Source organism: Prevotella aff. ruminicola Tc2-24 (assembly GCF_900110895.1).
Lineage (GTDB): Bacteria > Bacteroidota > Bacteroidia > Bacteroidales > Bacteroidaceae > Prevotella.
In genome coordinates, this window is the sequence record NZ_FOIQ01000003.1 from 137,672 (window position 1) to 160,185 (window position 22,514).

The following is a 22,514-nucleotide window of genomic DNA, read 5'->3' on the forward strand; positions in this document are numbered from 1 at the left end:
ATTATGAAAAAGAATTTTATGAATGCACTCTCAAACGAAGAGCTGGCAAAGATTAACGGTGGTGTCGCTCCCGACAAGGACGGTAAGACTTGCACTGAACATGGATTGGAGAAGTTCCTTCACCCCTTCGACCCCATCGGTCCCTCTTTCCCCTTCCCTCTCAACTAAATGAGTCCATCTGATTAAAAAAATCCCCTTTCGCCTGATTGACGAAAGGGGATTTTCTTTTATTCCATATAGTCAAACTGACTTTGCCATAACTTGTAATAAGTCTCTTTTGCTTCCATCAGTTCCTGGTGAGTGCCCTCCTCTTTCAGTCTTCCGTTTTCCAAGACCACGATCTTATCGGCATGCATGACCGTACTCAGTCGATGGGCAATGATAATAATGGTCTTATTCTCATGGGCCATTTGAGTAACAGCCTCTTTGACATACTTCTCAGACAGAGAGTCCAGTGAAGAAGTAGCCTCATCGAAGATGATGATCTCCGGCTCTTTATAGAGAGCACGAGCGATAGCGATTCTCTGGCGCTCACCGCCAGAGAGCGATGCACCATGTTCACCGATCTGAGTATTGAATCCCTGGGGTAGTCCTTTGATAAAGTCCTCCAGTCCGAGCATCCGGATCAGGTCGTTCACTCTCTTGATATCTGGGTTGAAATCACCAATAGCGATATTCTCCAGAACTGTTCCCTGGAACAGCTCGATCTGCTGCGGAACCGTACCGATATGCTCACGCAGACTGTTGTTGGCGATCTGGGATATATCATAGTTGCCGATACGTATACACCCATCGTTGACAGGATAGATATGCTGCAACAGCGACATCATCGTTGTCTTGCCCGATCCACTCTCACCGACAATGGCCGTCGTCTGACCCTTCCTGAACTTTAGGCTCAGTCCCTCAAAGACATCCTTACGAGTGCCATAACGGAACGTCACATCCTCAAAAGTGATATCGTCGATCATCTCCCTCGTCAGTTCCATCTTTCCACTTTCATCCTGCTCTCTCTCCAAGTCCATGATCTGGAACAGACGGTCGGCTGCGATATTGGCATTCTGCAACTGCTGGTTAGACGTGATCAGAGACTGTAAGGGCGACAACACATAGCCAACCAGAGAGTAGAACATCATCAAGGTTCCCGGAGTGATATCCTTGCTGACCACATAGTTACTTCCGACCCACAGCACAGTGATGGTGATACCGGTAGAGACGAACGTAAGTCCACCTCCAATCATGATACTTCCATAAGCAGCCCTATAGGTATCCTTAAGGAGACGCACAAAGCGGTTCTCGGTCTTGATATTTGCGAATTCCTCCAGTCCGAAGCGCTTCACCGTGATGATGGCATTCAACGACTCCACCAGATGCGATTCCAGATCCGCACTTTTCTCCATGATCTTCCTCAGGAACTTCTTGTTCAGTTTATTGTAGATCAGGAATAAGACGGTAAACAGAGGCGCAGAGATCAAGGTAATCAAAGCCAGCTGCCAAGAATAGATGAACATGACAAAGACGGTCACGACCAATATCATCACATTGACCACCAATCCCAGGAACACATCATTAATAAAGGTACGTATCTTCACCGCATCGTTGACTCGTGAGATGATCTCACCCACCCGCATGGTGTCGAAGAACTGCTGAGGCAAGCTCAGGATATGCTTATAGTACCCCAATATCAACGAAGCATCTATCCGCTGTCCCGTCTTCAAGGCGAGGATACTTTTCATCGCACCGATAAACACCTGGAGCACCAGGATCATCAGCATGACCACACTCATCATGTTAAGCAGGTTCAAGTTCTCATCGACCAGCACATAGTCGGTGATCTTGCCGACGTATATGGAGGTAGAGAGTCCCAGAATACTGCATATCAATGCGCCAAACAGCGCCTGGATCATGACACTCCTATGAGGTGCCAGCAGACTGACGAACTTTGAGAAGTTACTTTTCGTCTCCTTACCCTGACGAAAGGTCTCGTTGGGTTCCATGATGACCAAGACACCTGTCCACATCTTCAGGAACTCCTCCTTCTTCACCTTATGCATATCACCGTCCGCCGGATCCATATACGTGATGAGCTCATCCTTCACCTTATAGATTACGACGAAATGAAGCAACTGGTTCTTCACCTGAACATGTGCGACAGCTGGCAAGGGGATCATCGTCAGTGCCTCCGGCTGGGCCCTCACGCCCTTGGCCGTGAAACCGAGTTTCTCCGCAGCCTTGATCATACCAAGGATATTAGTTCCTTTCTTATCAGTATATGCGTACTGGCGGATACGTGCCACTGGGAAGCGGAGCCCGTAATACGCACAGATAGAAGCCAATGAGGCGGCACCGCAATCCGTGATGTCCTGTTGTTTGATTTTGATATTGCTATTCATAATGTCTGCTACTGTTTGTTTAACTTGTTCTGAGTCGGGTTCACCCAATGATCTATGTTATGATAGAGGATATCGAAGAGCGACCTCTTGGTCACCACGAAATGTGCAAGTGCCGTCATGCCTTTCTTGACCCTGCCGATACGGCCAGTCGACTTCAGCGTCAGGAAATCCTTCGTCAGCTTCACCTTCACCTTATACAGATAGCCGTTGTTCTCATCGGTAATAAAGTCGGATGATATCTGAGTGACGATGCCCTCCAGCTGTCCCCATTCATTGTAGTTGAACGACTCCAACTGAACCTTCACGGGCATGCCTTCCTGTATAAAGGCGATATCCTTCGGCGCCACATATGCCTCCAGATAGAGCGTTGAGTCAGGACTGACAAAGGCCAACTGAGTCCCGGCCTGTAGGTTCAGTCCTCGATAGATACCATTAAACTGTTCGATGGTACCATTCACAGGCGAGCACACGGTAAACAGTTCCTTATCCACCTGATTTGACTTGATATTCGATGTCGCCTCGTTTCTCTGGTTGTTCAGGTTGTTACGGTCTGTCTGCCATACGCTCATCTGGTTCTGCACTAATGATTTCAGTTCGTTCTCCTTGTCCTGATACTGATACAGATAACGGTTATACTCCTCCTCACTGATCAGATGCTTATCAAAAAGAGCCTTATTGCGCAGCCATTCTGCCTTATACTGATTGATGTCCGTCTGTATCTGCTCCTTCTTGGACAAGAAACTCAGATACTCCTGCTGACGGGCAGACGACTGGAATACAGGCGGTCTGCCGCCCCGTGCCAGATAAGTCAGATCAGCATACTGTTGGTTGATGTCCAGCAACACATTCTCTTGCAGACCGATCCGGGTATCGGCCGAACTCGTTCGGAAACGTAGGATCGGCTGTCCTTTCACCAGATGGTCGCCCTCAGTCACAAAGACCTCATCCACAATCTCAGAGATGGGAGCCACGATCACGCTACGCTCCGCCTGCGGACGAATCACGCCCATTCCCGCCACAGAGATGTCTACATTAATAAATGGAAGAGACACCAATGCCGCTGCAACAGCCAGAACCACGACGATGTAGATATAATGCGACTTGGTCTTGTGCTGATACAGATAATTCTCCAGACTATCCTCAATCCATCCTTGAGGTAATATTTGATTGTTCTCCATAACCTTTATAAAAATCTTCTTCTTCCGTCAACATTCACTGTTATCTCAAAATCGAAGCCATCATAATAGTAATATGTGCCGCGAGTGCGGTCATATTTCACCTGGGCCCCTATATCATTGAAGAACTCCAGCAGATTAAATAACTGTCTACGGCTAATGCGTAACTTACTCGCGAACTCGTCTGGCGTGCCAGTAGCCCGGTGTTTAATAAGGTAATTGATCCGGTTTAATCTTTCGATTTCATTAAATAATACCATAATGGGTCTAGTTTTTAGGTTTATTCTTTACTAAATTTGGTAATCTTTGCCACAAAATTATAGGGTGTGTCTCTCAATCACAAAAAAATCGCATTGCAAAGCCATTTCCGGTTTTAAATAACATTTCATCAGATAAAAACACGCATTTCAATCAATTGCACAACTCGCAACGCCATTGCAGTGACACCTTGCAGCGTGTTCGCAACCATCCCGCCCATCAAATGATACATCAGACAAAACAAATTTTCTAAAATGCTATAGAATTGCACGGAATTTTATATAGCCCGCCAAACAACATAAGGGGGGGGGGATCTTATGTTGAAAGAGATAGGGTCTATGACTGTAAGAGATAATCTCCACGAGAGAAAGAGATAATCCCTATAGGGGGTAAAGTCCTATCTCTTTCTCTGTAAAGTGCCATTCCTTTCACCCATAAACCCTATCTCTTTCACCATAAGATCCCCACCTCCACTCACAGTCCCCAAACGCCGCAGAAAGCGGTCCCTGAGCCTGTCGCGCTCGAGCTCTGCTCGCTTGGCTTGTCCAAGAAGGGCCAAACCCACAATATATGTTAATTTTCGTAAAGTGCAAGGAATGTGCACTTTACAGTAATATCTTTGCAATTGTAAAGGATTCCGGAAACCCATACAATTACAACAATCACATTATTAATAATAAAAACTATTTAAAATGAAAACAATAAGCAACAAGTACATGGCAGAAATGACCATGAAAGAGATGGTAAACGTGAATGGTGGTGAGAAAAAAGAGTATCTCTCATTGTCATGGAGTGGGACTGATAACGAACTTGTCTACGCAGCTGAAGCATTATGCAATGGAGTCAAGATACTTGCCAACGGATGTATTTGGATTTATAATCAATTCCAAGACTAATTCCACCAGTATGGTTTCTTTGATTGCATAAGAATACGACAAGAAACCATACTAGAAGATCATGGTAGCGTATAGTTCTTATTGGATTATACGCTATTTCTGCAAAATATAATCCCATTCCGCATGATGTAGAATGGGATTATGTTATACAAAAAAACTATTAATAACGCCAAAACTTCATCCACAAAAAACTTGGCATCGAACCTAGCTCGAATACCAAGTTCAATGCCAAGATCTTTTTATGGCTACAGTCTTAATCAAACCATGAAGCTACCTCGATAGCAGCATGGCCTAATGTCTGCCAAACACTGCCACCACAACCTGCATCCATACAGGCCTGAGCCCATCTCCTATGCTTGTCCTCTTTAGATTCACCACCATTCACGTTTACCATCTCTTTCATGGTCATTTCTGCCATGTACTTGTTGTAATTCTTCATTTTTTAAATAGTTATTAAGTTTGACATTAGTTATTGTAATCAGTCCTAGAACTTCTTACATATGCAAAAGTACGGGTACTCAGTGCACAATCATTTCACTTTACATTTTTTAACCTCACTTTCTTCAAAATAAATGTATATCATAGCATATAAAAGAAATCTTCTAAAGAAATCTGCCACAAAAACAATTACCTCACCCATACCCCTGGCTATCACAACAAACAAAAAAAGAGGCTACAACAAAGATGCTGTAAGCCTCCTCTTCATTTTCAGAATACAGGATTGGTACGATCTATACCTGGGGTTTACCGTCGCTGTTCAATGCCCTCCAGAGATCCTTTGCAATCTCCCAAAGAGTTTCTGTAAGAGGACTTCCTCCCTCAACACTCCGCATTTCTGCTGATGTCATTTCTACGAATAATTCCTTTTTCATTTTTAATTCAATTTAGTTCAACAATATAACTTTTTTCATGCAATCCGTTTATAAACATCTTGCGATAGCGAAGATAGGATCATTCCGTGCAACCTAATTGCACTTTACAAACATTAACAAAAGAAGGCCGCTATTTCTATAGCGACCTTCTTCCTATCATGATATTCTCTATTACTTACTCGTAGAATCCTGTGTAGCGCTGACCCGAAATACGATACTTCAAGCCATTATCATCGTCATTAAATACGATATCGAATACAATACTATCGTTAGGCATTCCGTGGAGGTTCTTGGCAGCACCCTCTAGCACCTTGCCGTCAGTAACAATAGCTGTACCAGATCCTTTTGCGTTGTAATTGCGCTCATCAGCACTAAATGTACGAGCCAAGTAGTTGACATCAACCTTCATCTTGAAAGACCAGAACTCTCCTCTATCATCCAGCCACATTTTGTCACCATCATTATCCGAAGTATTATAGGTCATGATGGTGATGGTACCCATGTGATAGGGATCCTCATACAAGACATTACCATTCTCGTCAACTGCATTCACGACAACATCCCAACGTCCAGCCATTTTCTCAACATTGGTTCCGCCTGGCTCTTCGTTGGTCTCAACATCGCAACTGACAAAACCAAATGAGAAGGCAATAGTCATAAATGCTAATGAAATATACTTTTTCATAACTTAATATCTAATTAATTATTTTGATAACACAACACTAATGCCATTACTTGTCGTATATGACACTTTTCCTGTAGCTGGATCATACGAGCCACTTGCCAGAGTGGGAGGAGTACCAGAAAAATACCATGAACCCGACTTCACCGGAGTGAGGGTATTGTCATTGTTCAGTTTGAAAACGGTCTCCAGATGGAAGTCGTAAGTAGGCTCGTAACCAGGATACTTATAGAAGAAATAGTATCCTGCCATCACGTCGTCTATTTCGTAGGTTCCATCGCCAAGGTCAGTGATGGTAATCGGAGCTCCACTATATTGAGAAGTTTCTGCGAAATAAGCACTAGCAATGCCATTAGGATTTTTCACCATAACCGTACGCTCTACGGAAGCTGCGAAATTATCCTTGTTGACAGCCGTATAGGTCAGCGTATAGAAGCCACCCTTGCTGGTGTCCACATTACCGGTAACTATAACTTTGGAGGTAATATCTTCCGTACCTTCAATAGCTGTATAGCCAGGTTCCGTATAAGGCTCACCAACATTTACCTCCATGAAATCATCACCTTCCAGCTCAATGGTGGCAAAGTTGGTCACCCTTGTATCGCTATGGTCTTCTTCGCTACAGGAGATCATTCCCATAACAGAAGCACAAAGCATCAGTCCATATAAATATATCTTTTTCATATTGTTTTTCTGATTAAAATATTATTTCACATCCCAGAACACCTTATCGGTAATCTGACGGGCTGTTGCAGGCGTATTTACATTATATTTACGAGAGTTGCTTGAATAAGGCATACTCATAGCAATATTATTACCTCCCTTTTTGTTTACAGCAGGGCAAATCAGATCGCCAGGTGTATAAAGAGCGGGATTTGCTTTGATCTGAGCAGCAGAAGCAGTAGAGAGAGCAGGAACATCGGTACGACGAATCTCTGACCAAGCCTCCATGTGATCATGCATAAACAAAGCGGTCCACTTCTGCATATAAACGAGTTTCAGTTTATCTGCAGCATTGTCCCAACTACCAGCAGCAGCCAGGAAGCCTTCTGCACCACTAACACCACGCAGGGCGAAATCTGCCTCGACGCCAGCCTCATAAGCAGCCTTGGCAGCAGAAGCATTGTTATTGAAACGCATCTGAGCCTCGGCAATCAAGAACTGCAGTTCACTCTGGGTGAAAAGATAAATTGGCATATCATGAGCGACATCGTAGTTAATCGTGCTCACATCCTTATTCTTATAAGAGGTTCCGACAATTGCGGGCTCCTGCTTTGAACCAGGGAACTGACCAACGAATGTGTTGTCACTCGTACGTGCCTTGATGGCATATGACAGACGCGGATCAGCCATGTTCTGCATATAACTGACAATAGGATAGGCAGCACAGTGATTGCTGGTCAGACTGAATACCGACTGATACCAAGGATTGTACTGTCCCTCTTTATCCATGAACACATCCCATGCCACATTACCTGAGAAGAAATTGTTGGCAGCCAAAAGAGCAGTCACCTTTGCAGTATACTCACTCTGACCACCATCGATCAGACGGAGATACATACGCAGACGAAGTGCATTTGCATATCCCTTCCACTGACTCAAGTTCTTATTAAGCAACGGATCAGTCATTGTCATAACATCACCGGTGAGTGCAGCCTCGGCAGCATCAAGCTCTGCCAACACGCCCTCATAAACGGTCTTACCATCATCATACTTTGGCGATGAATTGGCACCACCCTGCAGAGCCTCAGAATAAGGAGTCTCACTGGTATTGTCTACCAACAGCTGGAAAGCCTGAGTGCGCATGACCTGGCATGCAAACAGATTGGCAGTATTGGTTGTCTTCGTCTTGATATCCTCAATATCCATCAAAGCACCAGCATAGATATTGTTGTAGCAACGATTAAACACATCCTTAGACTCATCAATATTCAGCTCGGCTATATCATTATACTGGTTAGCCTCAGGCATCTGCTCGAAGTACTGAGCAAAGAAACCACCATAGTTGAACATCTGGTCACCAGAGGCATCAGCAATAGCACTGATTACTGCCGGGAATTGCAACTCTGGGCTGATATCAGCACCAGTAGGGTAGTTCGGGTTTTGGTTGATGTCCAGATCACAACTGGAAAGCATCATCAAGCCCGCAGCAGCTAATAAATATATCTTTTTCATACTGTAATTACCTTTCTTTTAGAATTTAACGTTGACGTTGAAACCAAACTTACGAGAGCTCGGGTTTGAACTGTACTCACCGAAGTTACCCTCCAAGTCGTTACCGAATGAAGAAGCCTCAGGATCGATAAACGTGTTGCTTGAAGGCGTCCACATCAGCAGGTTGTTACCAAAGATAGAGAAACGTACGCCAGTCAACGGTGTCTTAGCAAGCCACTTAGAAGGAACATTCCAACCAAAGACTACCTGACGCAACTTAACGTATGACTTACTAACGAGAGAGCCTGAACCCATGGCTACAGCACCATTATCCCAATAGTTATAAAGTGTCGTACCATAGAGAGGAATATCATTCTCAGAATAAGTACCATCAGCATTTTTCTTAACAGAGTTAGGAACAATAAACGGATTACGATCATTGTAGGTTGTCTGCATAGCATTACCAGTAAAGTACGTGATATCGTGCGTACGAGAGAACATCAGACCACCCTGGCGGATATCGAAATCGAATGACAGCGTAAAGTCCTTATATCTCAGAGAGTTTCCGATACCCATCATATAATCATAATTGATGGATCCGATCTTCACCAGCTCGTCGGTATTCTGAGGCAGACCGTTCTTATCGACGATAATCTTACCCTCGTCGTTTGTCTTTGCGACATATGCCTCGAACACACCCATCTCATCGCCTTCAATAGCGTAGAGTCCGGTACCACCGCTGAAGCCATAGATAGAGGCACGACCATTCATTTCCTCAGGCAAGCTGATGACCTTGTTGTCGTTCTTGGTGTAGTTCCAAGTGAGGCTCCACTCAAAGTCCTTCGTGCGGACAGGAACCACCGTAACGAGCAACTCTACACCACGGTTACGGATCTTACCAAGGTTCACATTCTGTGCAGTGTATCCAGAAGCAGCATCTGTACTCAACCGCGTAATCTGCTTGTCTGAGTTACGATTATAATAGGTAGCATCAACAGAGATACGGTTCTTGAAGAATGCCAACTGGACACCGACCTCAGTCTCCGTGGTCATCTCAGGACTCAGCGTATTGCTACCCAAGACATTACCTACGGTATACGCATTTGTACCAGTCTTAGAGAATGGGAACTTGCTTTCAGCCCAACCAGAAGAGTCGAAGAGACCCTGGACGTAGTATGGATCGGTCATATAAACACTAGCATCATTACCTGTCTTACCCCAAGCAAGACGAAGCTTACCGAATGACAGCCATGGTGTCTTCTCCTTCAGCAGCTCCGAGAACAGGTAGCTGACAGTCACACCAGGATAGAAGAACGAACGGTTCTCCTTCGGCAGAGTAGACGACCAGTCGTTACGTGCTGTCAATGTCAAATACAGCTGATTCTTCCAAGCCACCTCAGTCTGTGCGTAAACACCGTAGAGACGACGTTTCCACTGATACTCTTCGATCTTAGGAATCTCCGCAGAGTTCGTGATATTATAATAGGTAGGAATCGTGAGATTAGTTGTCTCAGTAAGCATATATGAATACCGGCGCTCATTACCGTTGAAACCAACCACAGCATTGATATTGAAATCGTTAATAGGCATATCGAATGTCAACATCACATCCTGGTTGATCTCACGACGACGAGTAGTTTGTCTTGATGTCTTACCGGTCTGACTCTTCAATTCAGACTCCCAGTTAGGAGTATTGGGGAAAAGAGATGCATAGTTGGGAATACCAATATGGTGATGAGCTGTCGAGGTATCCAATCCGACACGATAGGTCAACTTGAACCATTTCAAGAAATCGTAGTCCATCTGGAACTTACCATAGAAACGCTCACTCTCATTCTCGTTCAAATGATTGTTGAGGATATAGTAGGGGTTCATCACACTATAAGGCGTATAGTAGTAACCCGGTGTATTGAATGGATTATCCAAATCCTTCAGTTCAACAATAGCGATATCACGCGGAGTCTGCATGATAGAGTTATACATATTCTCGAAGCCCTGACCTGTCTGTACGAAGTTGTTCTTCTGATAAGCATAATTCAATGAAGAACTGAAAGTCAAAGCCTTAACCTTGTGAGTTCCACGAGCCGAGAACGTGTACTTCTGGTAGCTATCAGCATCAGTAGGAATGATACCATCATCCTTGATTTGTGAGAACGATACGAAGTAATCACTCTTATCGGTGGCACCGTTGAACGATAAGCTATTAGAATAACGGAAACCTGTGTCGAAGAAGTCTTTCACATTATTCTCAATAGGCAGATAAGACTTAATCTGTTGAGAGTTGTTGTACACAGTACCAAATCTTAGGGTAGAGCCATCAAAACGCGGGCCCCACGAGCCGTTCTCATCATCGGTCTTATCACCATTCCAACCCATACCGAAGTCGTTCTGCATCTGCGGCAGGCGCATCACCTGCTCCCACTGCAGACCACCGTTATACTCAATACCAAGGCCTTTCTCCTGCTTCTTACCACTCTTAGTTGTAATCAAGATTACACCATTGGCGGCACGGCTACCGTAAAGAGCTGTAGCAGCAGCACCTTTCAGAATCGTCATGTTCTCGACATCATCGGGGTTCACTGCGTTTGCACCGTTACCAAAGTCATAACCACTATTAAGACCGTCAGTACTGTAAACTGCAGAGTTGTTCATAGGAACTCCATCGATCACATAAAGCGGCTGGTTAGTTCCACTCAAAGAACTAATACCACGGATGATAACCGAGTTAGAAGAACCCGGGTCACTAGCAGATGAACTAATCTGGACACCAGCAACCTTACCCTGCAAGCTCGACATGATGTCTGCAGTACGAGCTGCAGCGATCTTATCACCATCCACTGCAGTGGCCGAATAACCCAGTGCCTTAGCAGAGCGCTTGATACCCATAGCAGTAACAACTACGTCCTGCAGCACCTGAGAATCAGATGCCAAGAACACACGCATGCCGTTCTTCGCAGCCACCGTCTTACTCTGATAACCCAGATAAGAAATGGTGAGCTGGTTCTTACCCTCAGGTAAGGTCAGCGAGAAGCGACCGTTCACGTCAGTCAACATACCAGTACTTGTACCGTCAACCTTGACAGCCGCACCGATAATCGGCTGACCGTCTTCCTGTGAGAGTACTGTACCAGAAACCTTTGTTTGAGCCAGCATACTTCCTGCACAGAGGAAGAAACCGACCAAAAACATCGTTAGTCTTTCTTTCATAAATTCTCTCTCTTTTGTTGTTAATTAATATAATAATGTGTAATTTAATTCCTTTTTGGTATCACTCCCAAGGCGGAGTTAGTTTCCGTCAGAGGCTTTTCCCATGCTTTAAGATGCAAAATTAATGCATAAGTTTCTAAAAAACGAATAATTTTATAAAAAAGATACAATTTTAATTCAAAAATTAACGCATTTTGCGTTTTGGCTTGATTTACGTCAATACGAAAGGGGAAAAGACGTTTTAATTATCAATTTGACACTTTTTACCGCCCTCTGCATCACAAGTCAAAAGGAGCGTACAGAGGGTATCGTCAGCAAATAAAAAAGTACGACCTTCGCTTGAGACGAAGACCGCACTTAGTTATGTTAAAGAAAACGAATTTACATCACTTCACCAGCACCACAAGGTACTTGCTCGTCGACCAGAACAACTGTGGATCGGTAATACGGAGCACATACTGCTTGTTGGCATCCTGCTGCAGGGTGTACGAGCTCGACGGATGAGATGTCATCATCTTGGCAGACTTGCTGTACAACTTAATCTCCTTGTCGATGCGGATGTCGATCTTCGTGAAGTAGTCCTTATTGAAGTTCGACTGCAGCACACGGCCATCGACGAGAATCTTCTGTTCCTTCAGCTCATCCTTCGTTCCGAAGACGAACCAGGCGGTGTTCAACTGCTTGTCCTGCATACTGATAGTCTGAGCCTTCTGAGAGGTTTCTTCCTTCAACGAACTGACATTATCGTTCAGGTCGGCCACACGCTCATCGAGTTCTGCGATATGAATATCCTTCTTGTCGAGCTCCTCGCGCAAAGCCTGGAGCTGCTGTTCCTTGACCTCCAACTGCTCTGTCAGGTTATCAATGATCTTCTTCAACTGTCCTCCCTTAACAGTACTCTCACGCACCTGCTGCTTCAGTTTATTGATCAGTTCCTTATTCTGCTTCATCACCGACTGAATGAACTGGAAGTTCTCCTTGATGCGCTGTGTGGTGTTTGTACCCTCACCCTGCTTGGCAAGTGTCACTCGATTCTGAGCCTCGGTTATCTCACGGAAGCCCTCCTCGATATCACTGAGGGTCGTCATCATGTCATTGATCTCGTTATCCTTCTGAGCAATGATCTGGTTCAACGAGTCGCGCTGCTGCTGAGCGGCGAGACTGGCCTTTCTGGCACTCTCCTGATTACAACTTGTAATGGCCAATGCGCTGATGGCTAAGATAAATAGTTTTTTCATAATTATTGAGTTTTGGAATTCAGTTCTTTTTGATTACAACCTGCCAGAATGATGACAATCTCACCCTTCGGCTCCTTCTCCTTAAAATGAGCGACCACTTCACTCAGCGTTCCGCGAACACTCTCCTCATGTACCTTTGATATCTCCCGGCAGACACTCACCTGTCGATCGGCACCATAGACCTCGGCAAACTGCTCCAGTGTTTTCACCAAACGGTAGGGTGACTCGTAGAAGATCATCGTACGCTCCTCGCCCTTCAGCGACTCCAACTTAGTCTTACGCCCCTTCTTCTGCGGCAGGAATCCCTCAAAGGCAAAACGGTCGCATGGCAGACCGCTCGACACCAGGGCTGGCACAAAGGCCGTGGCTCCTGGCAGGCACTGCACCTCGACACCGGCTCTTACCGCCTCACGAACGAGAAAGAAACCAGGATCGCTGATGCCCGGTGTACCGGCATCGCTGATCAGCGCCACATTCTCACCACCCAGCAGACGATCGACAATGACAGCCGACGTGCCATGCTCATTAAACTTATGGTGCGACTGCAGGGAGTTATGGATATCATAATGCTTCAGCAGGATGCCCGAGGTTCGGGTATCTTCCGCCAGCACGAGGTCAACTTCCCTCAAGATACGGACGGCACGGAACGTCATGTCCTCCATATTGCCCACTGGGGTTGGAACGATATACAATATGCCCATAACGAGGGCAAATATAATTCAATTTATCAGAATAGACAAAAAAAGCGGTGAAATCTTTGCAATTTTTAAAATGATTTGGTAATTTTGCCAACATTATGACAGAAATTATGATTGGAGAGGCACATCGCCCAGGAAGGATCGAAGTGGTGTGCGGCTCAATGTTCTCGGGCAAGACGGAAGAACTGATCCGTCGCCTTCGCCGTGCCAAGTTCGCCCGACAGAAGGTGGAGATCTTCAAACCGGCTATCGATGTAAGATATTCCGAAGAGGAGGTCGTCAGCCACGACCAGTCGCATATCCCTTCCACCCCCATCGACTCCTCGGCGAGCATTCTGTTGCTCTCGTCCGACTGCGACGTGGTCGGTATCGACGAGGCACAGTTTTTCGACATGGGTCTTCCCGACGTGTGCAACGAACTGGCCAACCGGGGCATCCGCGTCATCGTGGCCGGCCTCGACATGGACTATAAAGGCATCCCTTTCGGGCCGATGCCTGCCCTCTGCGCCATCGCCGACGACGTGACCAAGGTGCATGCCATCTGTGTGCGCTGCGGTAACCTTGCCTACGTGAGCCACCGTACTGTGGAGGGGTCCCAACGTGTGCTCCTTGGTGAGACGCAGGAATACGAGCCGCTCTGCAGAGAGTGTTATCAGAAAGCAATACAAGAAGAGAAATGAGAGAAAAAACCATCACCCTCGACCGTCTTGTGCGTTGGATCGGAGGCGGCCTGCTGGTAGTCGTCGTACTGCTGTTCATCGATTACCTCAGTAGTGTATTACTGCCCTTCGTCGTGGCCTGGCTTTTCGCCTACCTCTTGTATCCCATGGTGAAGTTCGTGCAATACCGTCTCCATGTACCAGGACGGGCCTTGAGTATCTTGGTGTCTATGATTGTGGTCATCGCAGTCATCTCAGGCATCATCTACCTGATCATTCCACCGATGATCGAGCAGTTCCAGAAGCTAGGATCTCTGGCTTCCGACTATATCCAGAAGTCGGCCAACATCAGGGATATACCTGGAGCTATTCAACAATGGATACAGAACAACCAGCGCGATATCGAGCGGTTCTTCCGTAGCGGCACCTTCACGGAGAGCATCAAGACCGTCATGCCCGGACTTTTCACCGTTCTCGGTGAGACCGCGAGTATCATCATCAGTATCATCGCTTCATTCATCACCTTATTATATATGTTCTTCATTCTGCTCGACTACGAATACTTGACCAACAACTGGATCAAGATCTTCCCGAAGAAGAACAGGCCCTTCTGGCAAGAGCTGATGAACGGCGTTGAGCGCGAACTTAACAACTATATCCGCGGACAGGGTCTTGTGGCCCTAATCATGGGCGTACTCTTCTGTATCGGGTTCACCATCATCGACTTCCCCATGGCCATCGGTCTCGGCATTTTAATTGGCATCATGGACCTCGTGCCCTATCTGCATACGCTGGCCCTGATACCGACCGTTCTGCTTGCCCTGCTGAAATCGGCCGATACCGGTCAGAACTTCTGGTTCATCCTCGCCACGGCCCTGGCTGTCTTCATTGTCGTCCAACTCATCTGCGACCTGATCGTCACACCGAAAATCATGGGTAAGGCCATGCGCCTCAACCCCGCCATCCTACTGCTTAGTCTCTCGGTATGGGGTGCCTTGCTCGGTTTTATCGGTCTTATTATCGCGCTACCGCTCACCACCCTGCTCATCACCTACTACCAGCAATACGTCACGAAAGAGAAGGAAAATGATCTGGTAGAAGAAAAATCCTCCGAATAAATTTGGCAGATTAAAAAAAACATCGTACCTTTGCACGCGATTTTGAAAAAAATCACCCATAAGAGGTCGACTCGTTAGCTCAGTTGGTAGAGCACAACACTTTTAATGTTGGGGTCTTGGGTTCGAGCCCCAAACGAGTCACAAAAGAAGAGGTTCAAGGACCTCTTTTCTTTTTTTAATATTATTTAACGAGGTCCACCATACTCATTAACAATAATCTTCGTATCTTCGCAGACATATTATTAACATAAACAACTATTACGATTATGAAAAAAGATAATGTGAAGTGCGGTGCATACGAGAAACCTGCAATGCGGGTTATCCAAATGAGAGAGAACCTGCAATTACTAGAAGTTAGCAATTATGACGGAGCAGAGACTGACTAAACAACAAGAACAATAAGGGGTACAAACCGAATGGTCAGCACCCCTTGTCTTTTTTAACTATACCAGATGGATGTCTCCATCTCTGGCGCATACCTGTCTACTTGCCGGGAATCATTCTTCACCTTTTCCTCGTTTTGTTCGTTCTTAGTCGACATAAGCACATACTAACAATTACGATTATGAAGACAAATAAAGCAAAGCACGATGCATACAAGAAACCTGCAATGCGGGTTATCCCAATGAGAGAGAACCTGCAATTATTAGCAGCTAGCAATTACTGGTCAGAACCAATTGACTAAACAACAAAAGTAAGGGGTGCGAACCGAATGGTCAGCACCCCTTGTCTTTTTTAACTATACCAGATGGATGTCTCCATCTCTGGCGCATACCTGTCTACTTGCCGGGAATCATTCTTCACCTTTTCCTCGTTTTGTTCGTTCTTAGTCGACATAAGCACATACAATTAAATAGTTAGCTCACGGCAAATATAGGAATTATTCCGGAAGAATATCCTCAGCAAACGCCTTTTAATACTTATTTAACATTTAGTTCTTCTTCTTCGAAGAGAACACGAGGGGTGTTGTCTCACGGAGATATGTCGTTGTTTTCCCATCCTCATAGACAGCACCGACAAGTAACTGCATCTCCATAATGGTCTTCTGATAGTCGTATGCTCCAAACGAATAAGGGGAGTTCACATAGAAAGCCACACTCACCTTGTGTTCCGCTCCACCGTAGTTCAGCGTATAATTCAAGGTCATCGGGTTGACAAGGAACTGTATCGGGGAGTTGCTGATGAATCCGTAATAGCACGTCAAGGTCTGAGGATCTGCCTTTGCAAGCGCTTCCTTCATGTTTGTATTAGTAACTACGTCTGCAATCAATTTAGCAGGGAACTTGTCGACAGTGATAGTACTGTCATTGATGACCGACCATGTGGTGGCCACTGAGTCAACGCCATTCTGTGAGGTTGCCGCGTTTTTCACGGAGAAGACCAGATGACCGGTATAGTTTCCTTTAATCATCTGATAGCACTGGGCTACTTGTTCCTTGGTTAGAGGTACGATTTTCTCATTATCATCATCGTCATTGATACATGAGGTGACACACAAAGCGGTCAGACCGCAAAAAAGAACACTTAAGAATTTCGTTGCTTTCATTTCTATTAATTGTTTATTATCTGTTTCTATTATTATTGGAACTGCCAATGTAGATAAATCTTGCACCACCGAGGGAGGACTTAACTTTCTTTAACCTACTTAACCTTCGGCTTCAATTCATCCGGCGACTCGTTTGTAAACATATTCACCTGCGGTCCTTGTTTTGTGAACAGGTCTGTGATGACCTGTGGCTGAAGCACGGTCGACGGGTGGAAATCATCGCTCTCCATATAGGAAAGGATCGCCAGGCGCATCTGCCTTGCCACGACACGGTGCTCCAGATCGGAGGAGACGTCCATGGTGGTCATCAACAGTTTGCCTTTCAGGACGCTAGCCTCGACCAGCATGCCCAGTTTACGACTGACGTGCCAGGTATCGATAGGTTGTATCGGTGACTGGTAGTCCTTCGGGAACTCCATGAGATTCATCACCTGTGCCTTGTTCAGCAGCTCCCACCAGTTCAGGTTACCCCAATCGTCGGTGGGGAAGTCGTACTTGAAGAGTGGATGCGTCTTATCGATATAGGCTCCCGTAGTATGAGGCGGTCTCATCTTAAACCATGAGGTATTCCAGAACACCGGCAGGTAGTGCTGTACCACATCACTGCCGAGGCGAACCTTCCCTGCCGCCGTCAACAGCACTTTGCCACCTTTCTCCAGAACCTGCAGAGCCTCGGCATCAAGGGTATCAGCGATATGAATCTGCGTGGCGGCAGACTGCACGTCGGACGATTCGTTCGGATAGACCCAAAAATCCCAGTGATTCTTCAACTCTCCTGCCATGGTCACATGAAGTGTCAGTTTACAGGGTCGCGAGATGCTGTCAAGGGGGAAGCGCACAGTTCCGATGGGAATATTTTTCCCTAACGGCAGATCCTTTAAGGACAACACGCCACCAGCATACACCTTCATACTATCGTCATAAATATAATAAGAGGTACGAACATTTATGACATCACCATACACGGCATTATAAGCCTCGATGGGCACCACCAGTGTGTCGGCTGTCGTATAGACGAACTTCGGGAACCGAGCCAAGGCGACGACAGGCGAGCAGAACTCACGCCACTCATCTGCCGTCGTATAGCCTTTCTCCTGCCAATGCACATTGAGCACACCCTCTAGAGCGGTACCTTGTCCGCTATAGTCGTTCAGTCCCAGGAGTTGAAAACCGGCATAGTCACGAGTACGCAAATTCCTTTCAATCTCATATTTATAACAGAGTGTCTGCAACTTACCACTGGCCATCAGGAATTTCTCAGCCTGCGATGCCATGCCGTGATCACGCAACAAGTCTCGGAAAATCTCAAAGTTTCGGGCCTTGTAAACACCCGTATATTGCGGGATTTCCTTGAAATCTGGGAAGGCGCACCACTGTCCCTGTTCATGGGCAATGACAGGGGTGTTATTATCGGTCGTGTCCCGATAGTTCCTCGGACGTAGAATCTGGTCGTAATAATCGTCATCGGCATGAGGAGCATTGCGGTCCCAGTCCAGCCCTCTGGCACCGCCCTTCACATGATACTCAGAACCATCGTCCCATGCCCAGCCGCCACCGACCGACGCTCCGCAGTAGAGTCTTGTCGGGTCGTATCGTTTCATCTCCCTCACCCAGTCATTGCAATAGGCCACCCAGTCGCCGGCGGGCTCATTACCTGCCGCCATCATCACGAACGACGGATGATGACCATAGGTATCAACGATACGTTTCGACTCATCCAGCAGGTACTGGTCGATTACCTGTCCTCTCCGAAGTTTTACACCATGATTCGGCCACGACGGTCCCTCCGGCTGAAGATAGATGCCCAACTTATCCGCAGCGACAAAGGCTGCCTCCGGCGGGCAATAGGAATGAAAACGCACATGATTCAGCCCATACTCCTTGACCTTCGTAAGAATTCTGGTCCACGACTCCTCGTCTGTGGGCGGATAACCCGTCTCCGGGAAACAGCAGTTCTCTACGGTTCCACGCAGGAACAGAGGCCGACCGTTGATATACAATTGTCGCCCCTCGGCCTTGATCTCACGCATACCGAAGGTGGTCTCATAATAATCGTCACCGACACCTATGCCTAAACGGTATAGTTGAGGATGAAACTCATCCCACAGAGCGACCTCCGTTCCGACGGGCACATCTACCGACATGGTCTTGCCCCTCAGGTCATAACTCATCATAAAGGCATAGGCATTCTCCTTGTCCTGTTGGACAGTCACCTCCATCACATCAAGCGTATAGAGCGGGTTCACCTCACCGCCAAGTACAACTTTTAGGTTGACATACCCCTTGAATGGATAAGGTGTGATCCTAACCTGCTTGATATAAAGTTTGCGAGGCTGCACCCGAAGTTCCATACGTCCGATGATTCCGTTCCAGTTGCCTTGTGTCTGGTCTGTGACGCTATGTGAGTCCTGACCGACTCCCACATTATCTATCCCATTGTATACACAGACCTCGATTGTATTCCGCATGCCTGGTCTGATCAGGTCAGACACGTCATACTGATGGGGGGTAGAGAGCGACAGCTGATGTCCCACCCTCTGACCATTGACAAAGACCGTCGTCTCTATATGCGGGCGCTCCAGAAACAGTGTGATATGCTGTCGTTCCCATGACTGGGGGACGTAGATATCTTTCTTATACCATGCCTTTCCCACGTAGTGGTGTTCCGGGGTGAGAAAGAAAGGGAACTTCATCTGGCCTTCCACCCGATATTTCTCCATATAGGGGTTAAAATAGTAGGACGAGTCGTAGAGCGAGCCTGTCCATCTGGTGTCGACCGTCACAGGATCACCTTTCCCGTTAGTCAACATCGAGCCGGGCAGCATCACATAGTCATCATATCTAGCAGTATCACCTACGGAGAAGTCCCACGAGCCCGTCAGGTCAAGCGTCTGCTGAGCCTGAGAGAGCAGGCTGCAGAAGGCACACAAAAAAAGAAAAGCCTTTCTCATCTTGTTTTATTGGTTAGTCTTCATGAACCCCACGACATAGCTGTAGGATCTGGATTGCAAAGATAGCCAAAAGATATTAGTAGGCAAAAGAAGGGGTGTTAATGTGAGTTAAAGAATCCCGGAAAAACGAGTTGCTTTTCCGGGATTCCTGTTATACAATCAGACGACCTCAATGCCTAGCTTCTCGCAGAGGCCAAGACTCATCTCCTTTAACTTAAACTTCTGAATCTTACCAGAACCCGTCAGGGGGAACTGATCAATAAAGAACACGTACTTCGGGATTTTGTAACGGGCAATCTTACCACGACAGAACAACTGCACATCCTCCGGGGTCATCGTTACACCCTCTTCAAGGATAATGAAGGCACCGACAGCCTCACCATATTTCTTCGAAGGCACTGCAGCCACCTGTACATCGCGGATGCCAGGCATGTGGTAGAGGAACTCCTCAATCTCACGCGGATAGATATTCTCACCACCACGGATGATCATATCCTTGATACGACCCGTAATCTTATAGAATCCTTGCTCATCCTTCACGCCCAAATCACCTGAGTGCAGATAGCCGTTCTTGTCGATCACCTCAGCCGTGGCCGTCGGATTCTTATAATAGCCCTTCATCACGTTGAAGCCCTTACAACACATCTCGCCCTGCACTCCAACAGGACATTCCTCGCCGGTCTCGGGGTCGAGCACCTTCACATCGACGAACGGATAGTCACGCCCCACAGTGGTGCAACGCTGCTCAAAGGTGTCGTTCAGACAAGTCTGCGTCATACCAGGCGACGACTCCGTCAAGCCATAAACACTAGTGATGGTCATATACATCTTTTGGCTGACCTGTTTCATCAGTTCCACAGGACAGAGTGAACCAGCCATGATACCCGTACGGAGACATGTCAGGTCGAACATATCAAACATGGGATGGTTCAGTTCCGCGATGAACATCGTTGGTACACCATAAACGGCCGTACACCTTTCTTTATGGATAGAAGCCAACACCACGAGGGGATCAAATTTCTCGACCACCACCTCTGTACAGCCGTGTGTCAGACAGTTCATCGTGGCGAGCACCACACCAAAGCAGTGGAACAATGGCACACAGACACAGAGTTTGTCGTCCTGTGTAAAGCCCATGTTCTCTCCCGTGAAATAGCCATCGTTGGCGATACCGTAATGCGTCAGCATCACTCCCTTGGGGAAGCCAGTCGTGCCCGACGTATACTGCATATTGCATACATCATAGCAGTTCACCTGACTCTTCATCTCGTTGAGTTCCTTATCCTCTACGTTCTGTCCCAACAACAGCAACTCTGCGGTATTGTACATGCCACGGTATTTCTCCATGCCGATGAACACCACATTCTTCATATAAGGGAAACGCTCACTGTTCAGATGACCGCGCTCGCAACTCTTCAGTTCCGGCAACATCGTATAGGTCATATCGACATAATTGCAATCCCATGTACCATCGGTGATACAAAGGGTATGCATGTCGGAGTCCTTACAAAGATACTCCAGTTCGTTCTGCTTATAGTTGGTATTCACCGTTACCAGCACTGCACCGATCTTTGCGGTCGCATAAAGAAAGGTGAGCCAGTCGGGAACGTTCGTTGCCCAAATACCCACATTCGAGCCTTTCTTCACGCCAATGGCAATCAGGCCCTTGGCCAGATTATCCACACGTTCGTTGAACTTACTCCATGTGAAACGTAAGTCTCTATCCGAGTAAACGATGTATTCCTTATCGGGCGTGGTTTCTGCCCAGTATTCGAGCCACTGACCGAGGGTACGCTCAGAGAGGGTGTAGCCTGTACTTCCAGTCTCAGCAGGATATGTCCTATCAGGAAGCGGACGTCCTGCCATATCTAATTTCACTTTACTCATGTCTCAGGGTGATTAGAAGGGAATATAGACTACTGCCAAGATTTTAGCTGATTTGCCGGGGGCACCATGCACGTGATGCTTCACAATCGAATCGTAGAAGATGCTGTCGCCCTCCTTCAACTGATAGGTCTCTTTACCATAGGCAATCTCCACCTCACCACTCATCACATAGATAAATTCCTCACCCTCATGGGCAGATAACTGGAATTCTTTCTCCTCGCTGGGGTTGATATCAATCACAAACGGCTCCATATGACGACCAGCCTTCTGCTTTGCCAACGGATGGTACTCCATGTGTTTCCGTGCGTCGGCTGCACCATTGGAGAAACTGATGCTACTGTTCTGTTCGCGCTCTTCTGCCCGACAAACCACGGGACCTAGCGCATCATTATCATCCATAAACGTACCTAGACGCACACCCAGTGCTCTGGCTATCTTGATCAGCGGCCCTAACGAAGGTAGATTCTGATCGTTTTCTATGGATAATATCTGGTCTTCGGAAAGACCACTACGCTCGGACATCTCCTCGATAGAGATGTTTTTCGATTCCCTGATCCCTTTGATTTTGGATCCCACAAATGTATTACTATTGGGCATAAAAACAACGATAAAATAATGATTTTTTTGAAATTTGGACGCAAAAGTACTAAATTATAAGGAAATATCGGCCTGTTTTTAGAAGATTAACACATTTCGCGGCATTTTTCTTATGCAGGCATCATGACGTAGCCAGATACGACAATAAAAAAGAGGTATAAATGATGTAAACGCATCGACTATAGT

17 protein-coding genes and 1 tRNA gene are annotated in these 22,514 nt (G+C 46.5%); 5 read left to right on the forward strand and 13 right to left on the reverse strand.

Features of this window, described 5'->3' with window-relative positions; translation table 11 throughout:
- Positions 1 to 3: 3 nt before the first annotated feature.
- Positions 4 to 168: a bacteriocin gene (locus BMY63_RS12190; RefSeq protein ID WP_143065744.1), complete on the forward strand. Its 165-nt coding sequence runs from the start codon at positions 4 to 6 to the stop codon at positions 166 to 168.
- A gap of 59 nt (positions 169 to 227) precedes the next feature.
- Here BMY63_RS12190 and BMY63_RS06890 read toward each other — a convergent pair whose 3' ends face one another.
- Together BMY63_RS06890 and BMY63_RS06895 are read right to left on the reverse strand one after the other, a co-directional pair.
- Positions 228 to 2,390 carry a peptidase domain-containing ABC transporter gene (locus BMY63_RS06890; RefSeq protein ID WP_091915594.1) on the reverse strand — a complete coding sequence of 721 codons (2,163 nt, stop codon included), beginning with the start codon at positions 2,388 to 2,390 and terminating at the stop codon, positions 228 to 230.
- An 8-nt stretch (positions 2,391 to 2,398) separates the two neighbouring features.
- Positions 2,399 to 3,568 (reverse strand): HlyD family secretion protein, encoded by a 1,170-nt coding sequence (locus BMY63_RS06895; RefSeq protein WP_143065745.1) that lies wholly within the window; start codon positions 3,566 to 3,568, stop codon positions 2,399 to 2,401.
- Positions 3,569 to 4,515: 947 nt separating this feature from the next.
- Between BMY63_RS06895 and BMY63_RS06910 the strand changes: the two genes are divergently transcribed.
- The gene (locus tag BMY63_RS06910; RefSeq protein ID WP_091901345.1) at positions 4,516 to 4,719 is read left to right on the forward strand and encodes a hypothetical protein; all 204 of its coding nucleotides are present in this window, start codon (positions 4,516 to 4,518) and stop codon (positions 4,717 to 4,719) included.
- Positions 4,720 to 4,972: 253 nt separating this feature from the next.
- Here BMY63_RS06910 and BMY63_RS06915 read toward each other — a convergent pair whose 3' ends face one another.
- The 7 genes from BMY63_RS06915 to rsmI all read right to left on the reverse strand — a co-directional run bounded on the left by BMY63_RS06915 (position 4,973) and on the right by rsmI (position 13,573).
- Entirely contained in the window at positions 4,973 to 5,158 is a 186-nt protein-coding gene (locus tag BMY63_RS06915) for a hypothetical protein (RefSeq protein WP_091915598.1), read from the reverse strand.
- Positions 5,159 to 5,766: 608 nt separating this feature from the next.
- Complete coding sequence (locus tag BMY63_RS06920; RefSeq protein WP_091915600.1) at positions 5,767 to 6,276, reverse strand: lipid-binding protein; 510 nt, start codon at positions 6,274 to 6,276, stop codon at positions 5,767 to 5,769.
- A gap of 18 nt (positions 6,277 to 6,294) precedes the next feature.
- On the reverse strand, positions 6,295 to 6,957 hold the full coding sequence (locus BMY63_RS06925) for a BT_2262 family domain-containing protein (protein ID WP_091915602.1): 663 nt from the start codon (positions 6,955 to 6,957) through the stop codon (positions 6,295 to 6,297).
- A 21-nt stretch (positions 6,958 to 6,978) separates the two neighbouring features.
- Entirely contained in the window at positions 6,979 to 8,448 is a 1,470-nt protein-coding gene (locus tag BMY63_RS06930) for a SusD/RagB family nutrient-binding outer membrane lipoprotein (RefSeq protein WP_091915605.1), read from the reverse strand.
- An 18-nt stretch (positions 8,449 to 8,466) separates the two neighbouring features.
- Positions 8,467 to 11,634 (reverse strand): SusC/RagA family TonB-linked outer membrane protein, encoded by a 3,168-nt coding sequence (locus BMY63_RS06935; RefSeq protein ID WP_091915607.1) that lies wholly within the window; start codon positions 11,632 to 11,634, stop codon positions 8,467 to 8,469.
- Positions 11,635 to 12,020: 386 nt separating this feature from the next.
- A complete protein-coding gene (locus tag BMY63_RS06940) occupies positions 12,021 to 12,872 on the reverse strand; it encodes a Cbp1 family collagen-binding glycoprotein adhesin (protein ID WP_091915609.1) in 852 nt (283 codons plus the stop codon).
- Between the two features lie 2 nt (positions 12,873 to 12,874).
- Complete coding sequence (gene rsmI, locus BMY63_RS06945) at positions 12,875 to 13,573, reverse strand: 16S rRNA (cytidine(1402)-2'-O)-methyltransferase (RefSeq protein WP_091915611.1); 699 nt, start codon at positions 13,571 to 13,573, stop codon at positions 12,875 to 12,877.
- A gap of 95 nt (positions 13,574 to 13,668) precedes the next feature.
- Between rsmI and BMY63_RS06950 the strand changes: the two genes are divergently transcribed.
- From BMY63_RS06950 to BMY63_RS06960, 3 genes are all read left to right on the forward strand, one after another.
- Positions 13,669 to 14,250: a thymidine kinase gene (locus BMY63_RS06950; protein WP_091915613.1), complete on the forward strand. Its 582-nt coding sequence runs from the start codon at positions 13,669 to 13,671 to the stop codon at positions 14,248 to 14,250.
- Positions 14,247 to 15,347, forward strand: coding sequence for an AI-2E family transporter (locus tag BMY63_RS06955; RefSeq protein WP_091901328.1), 1,101 nt, complete (start codon positions 14,247 to 14,249; stop codon positions 15,345 to 15,347). The genes BMY63_RS06950 and BMY63_RS06955 overlap by 4 nt, the downstream gene beginning before the upstream one ends.
- Before the next feature lie 68 nt (positions 15,348 to 15,415).
- Positions 15,416 to 15,488 (forward strand) — tRNA-Lys (locus BMY63_RS06960).
- Between the two features lie 790 nt (positions 15,489 to 16,278).
- On the opposite strand, the gene BMY63_RS06965 is transcribed toward BMY63_RS06960, so the two are convergent.
- The 4 genes from BMY63_RS06965 to BMY63_RS06980 form a co-directional block, all read right to left on the reverse strand.
- Entirely contained in the window at positions 16,279 to 16,893 is a 615-nt protein-coding gene (locus BMY63_RS06965; protein WP_091901325.1) for a DUF4840 domain-containing protein, read from the reverse strand.
- 95 nt (positions 16,894 to 16,988) lie between these two features.
- Complete coding sequence (locus tag BMY63_RS06970) at positions 16,989 to 19,844, reverse strand: sugar-binding domain-containing protein (RefSeq protein WP_091915615.1); 2,856 nt, start codon at positions 19,842 to 19,844, stop codon at positions 16,989 to 16,991.
- A 159-nt stretch (positions 19,845 to 20,003) separates the two neighbouring features.
- Positions 20,004 to 21,731 (reverse strand): AMP-binding protein, encoded by a 1,728-nt coding sequence (locus BMY63_RS06975; protein ID WP_256218964.1) that lies wholly within the window; start codon positions 21,729 to 21,731, stop codon positions 20,004 to 20,006.
- A 12-nt stretch (positions 21,732 to 21,743) separates the two neighbouring features.
- The gene (locus tag BMY63_RS06980; RefSeq protein ID WP_091901321.1) at positions 21,744 to 22,328 is read right to left on the reverse strand and encodes a helix-turn-helix domain-containing protein; all 585 of its coding nucleotides are present in this window, start codon (positions 22,326 to 22,328) and stop codon (positions 21,744 to 21,746) included.
- Positions 22,329 to 22,514 lie beyond the last annotated feature (186 nt).

Coding starts and splice junctions, on each gene's coding strand:
- BMY63_RS12190 (WP_143065744.1), top strand. CDS start 4: ATGAAAAAGAATTTTATGAATGCACTCTCAAACGAAGAGCTGGCAAAG.
- BMY63_RS06890 (WP_091915594.1), bottom strand. CDS start 2,390: ATGAATAGCAATATCAAAATCAAACAACAGGACATCACGGATTGCGGT.
- BMY63_RS06895 (WP_143065745.1), bottom strand. CDS start 3,568: ATGGAGAACAATCAAATATTACCTCAAGGATGGATTGAGGATAGTCTG.
- BMY63_RS06910 (WP_091901345.1), top strand. CDS start 4,516: ATGAAAACAATAAGCAACAAGTACATGGCAGAAATGACCATGAAAGAG.
- BMY63_RS06915 (WP_091915598.1), bottom strand. CDS start 5,158: ATGAAGAATTACAACAAGTACATGGCAGAAATGACCATGAAAGAGATG.
- BMY63_RS06920 (WP_091915600.1), bottom strand. CDS start 6,276: ATGAAAAAGTATATTTCATTAGCATTTATGACTATTGCCTTCTCATTT.
- BMY63_RS06925 (WP_091915602.1), bottom strand. CDS start 6,957: ATGAAAAAGATATATTTATATGGACTGATGCTTTGTGCTTCTGTTATG.
- BMY63_RS06930 (WP_091915605.1), bottom strand. CDS start 8,448: ATGAAAAAGATATATTTATTAGCTGCTGCGGGCTTGATGATGCTTTCC.
- BMY63_RS06935 (WP_091915607.1), bottom strand. CDS start 11,634: ATGAAAGAAAGACTAACGATGTTTTTGGTCGGTTTCTTCCTCTGTGCA.
- BMY63_RS06940 (WP_091915609.1), bottom strand. CDS start 12,872: ATGAAAAAACTATTTATCTTAGCCATCAGCGCATTGGCCATTACAAGT.
- rsmI (WP_091915611.1), bottom strand. CDS start 13,573: ATGGGCATATTGTATATCGTTCCAACCCCAGTGGGCAATATGGAGGAC.
- BMY63_RS06950 (WP_091915613.1), top strand. CDS start 13,669: ATGACAGAAATTATGATTGGAGAGGCACATCGCCCAGGAAGGATCGAA.
- BMY63_RS06955 (WP_091901328.1), top strand. CDS start 14,247: ATGAGAGAAAAAACCATCACCCTCGACCGTCTTGTGCGTTGGATCGGA.
- BMY63_RS06965 (WP_091901325.1), bottom strand. CDS start 16,893: ATGAAAGCAACGAAATTCTTAAGTGTTCTTTTTTGCGGTCTGACCGCT.
- BMY63_RS06970 (WP_091915615.1), bottom strand. CDS start 19,844: ATGAGAAAGGCTTTTCTTTTTTTGTGTGCCTTCTGCAGCCTGCTCTCT.
- BMY63_RS06975 (WP_256218964.1), bottom strand. CDS start 21,731: ATGAGTAAAGTGAAATTAGATATGGCAGGACGTCCGCTTCCTGATAGG.
- BMY63_RS06980 (WP_091901321.1), bottom strand. CDS start 22,328: ATGCCCAATAGTAATACATTTGTGGGATCCAAAATCAAAGGGATCAGG.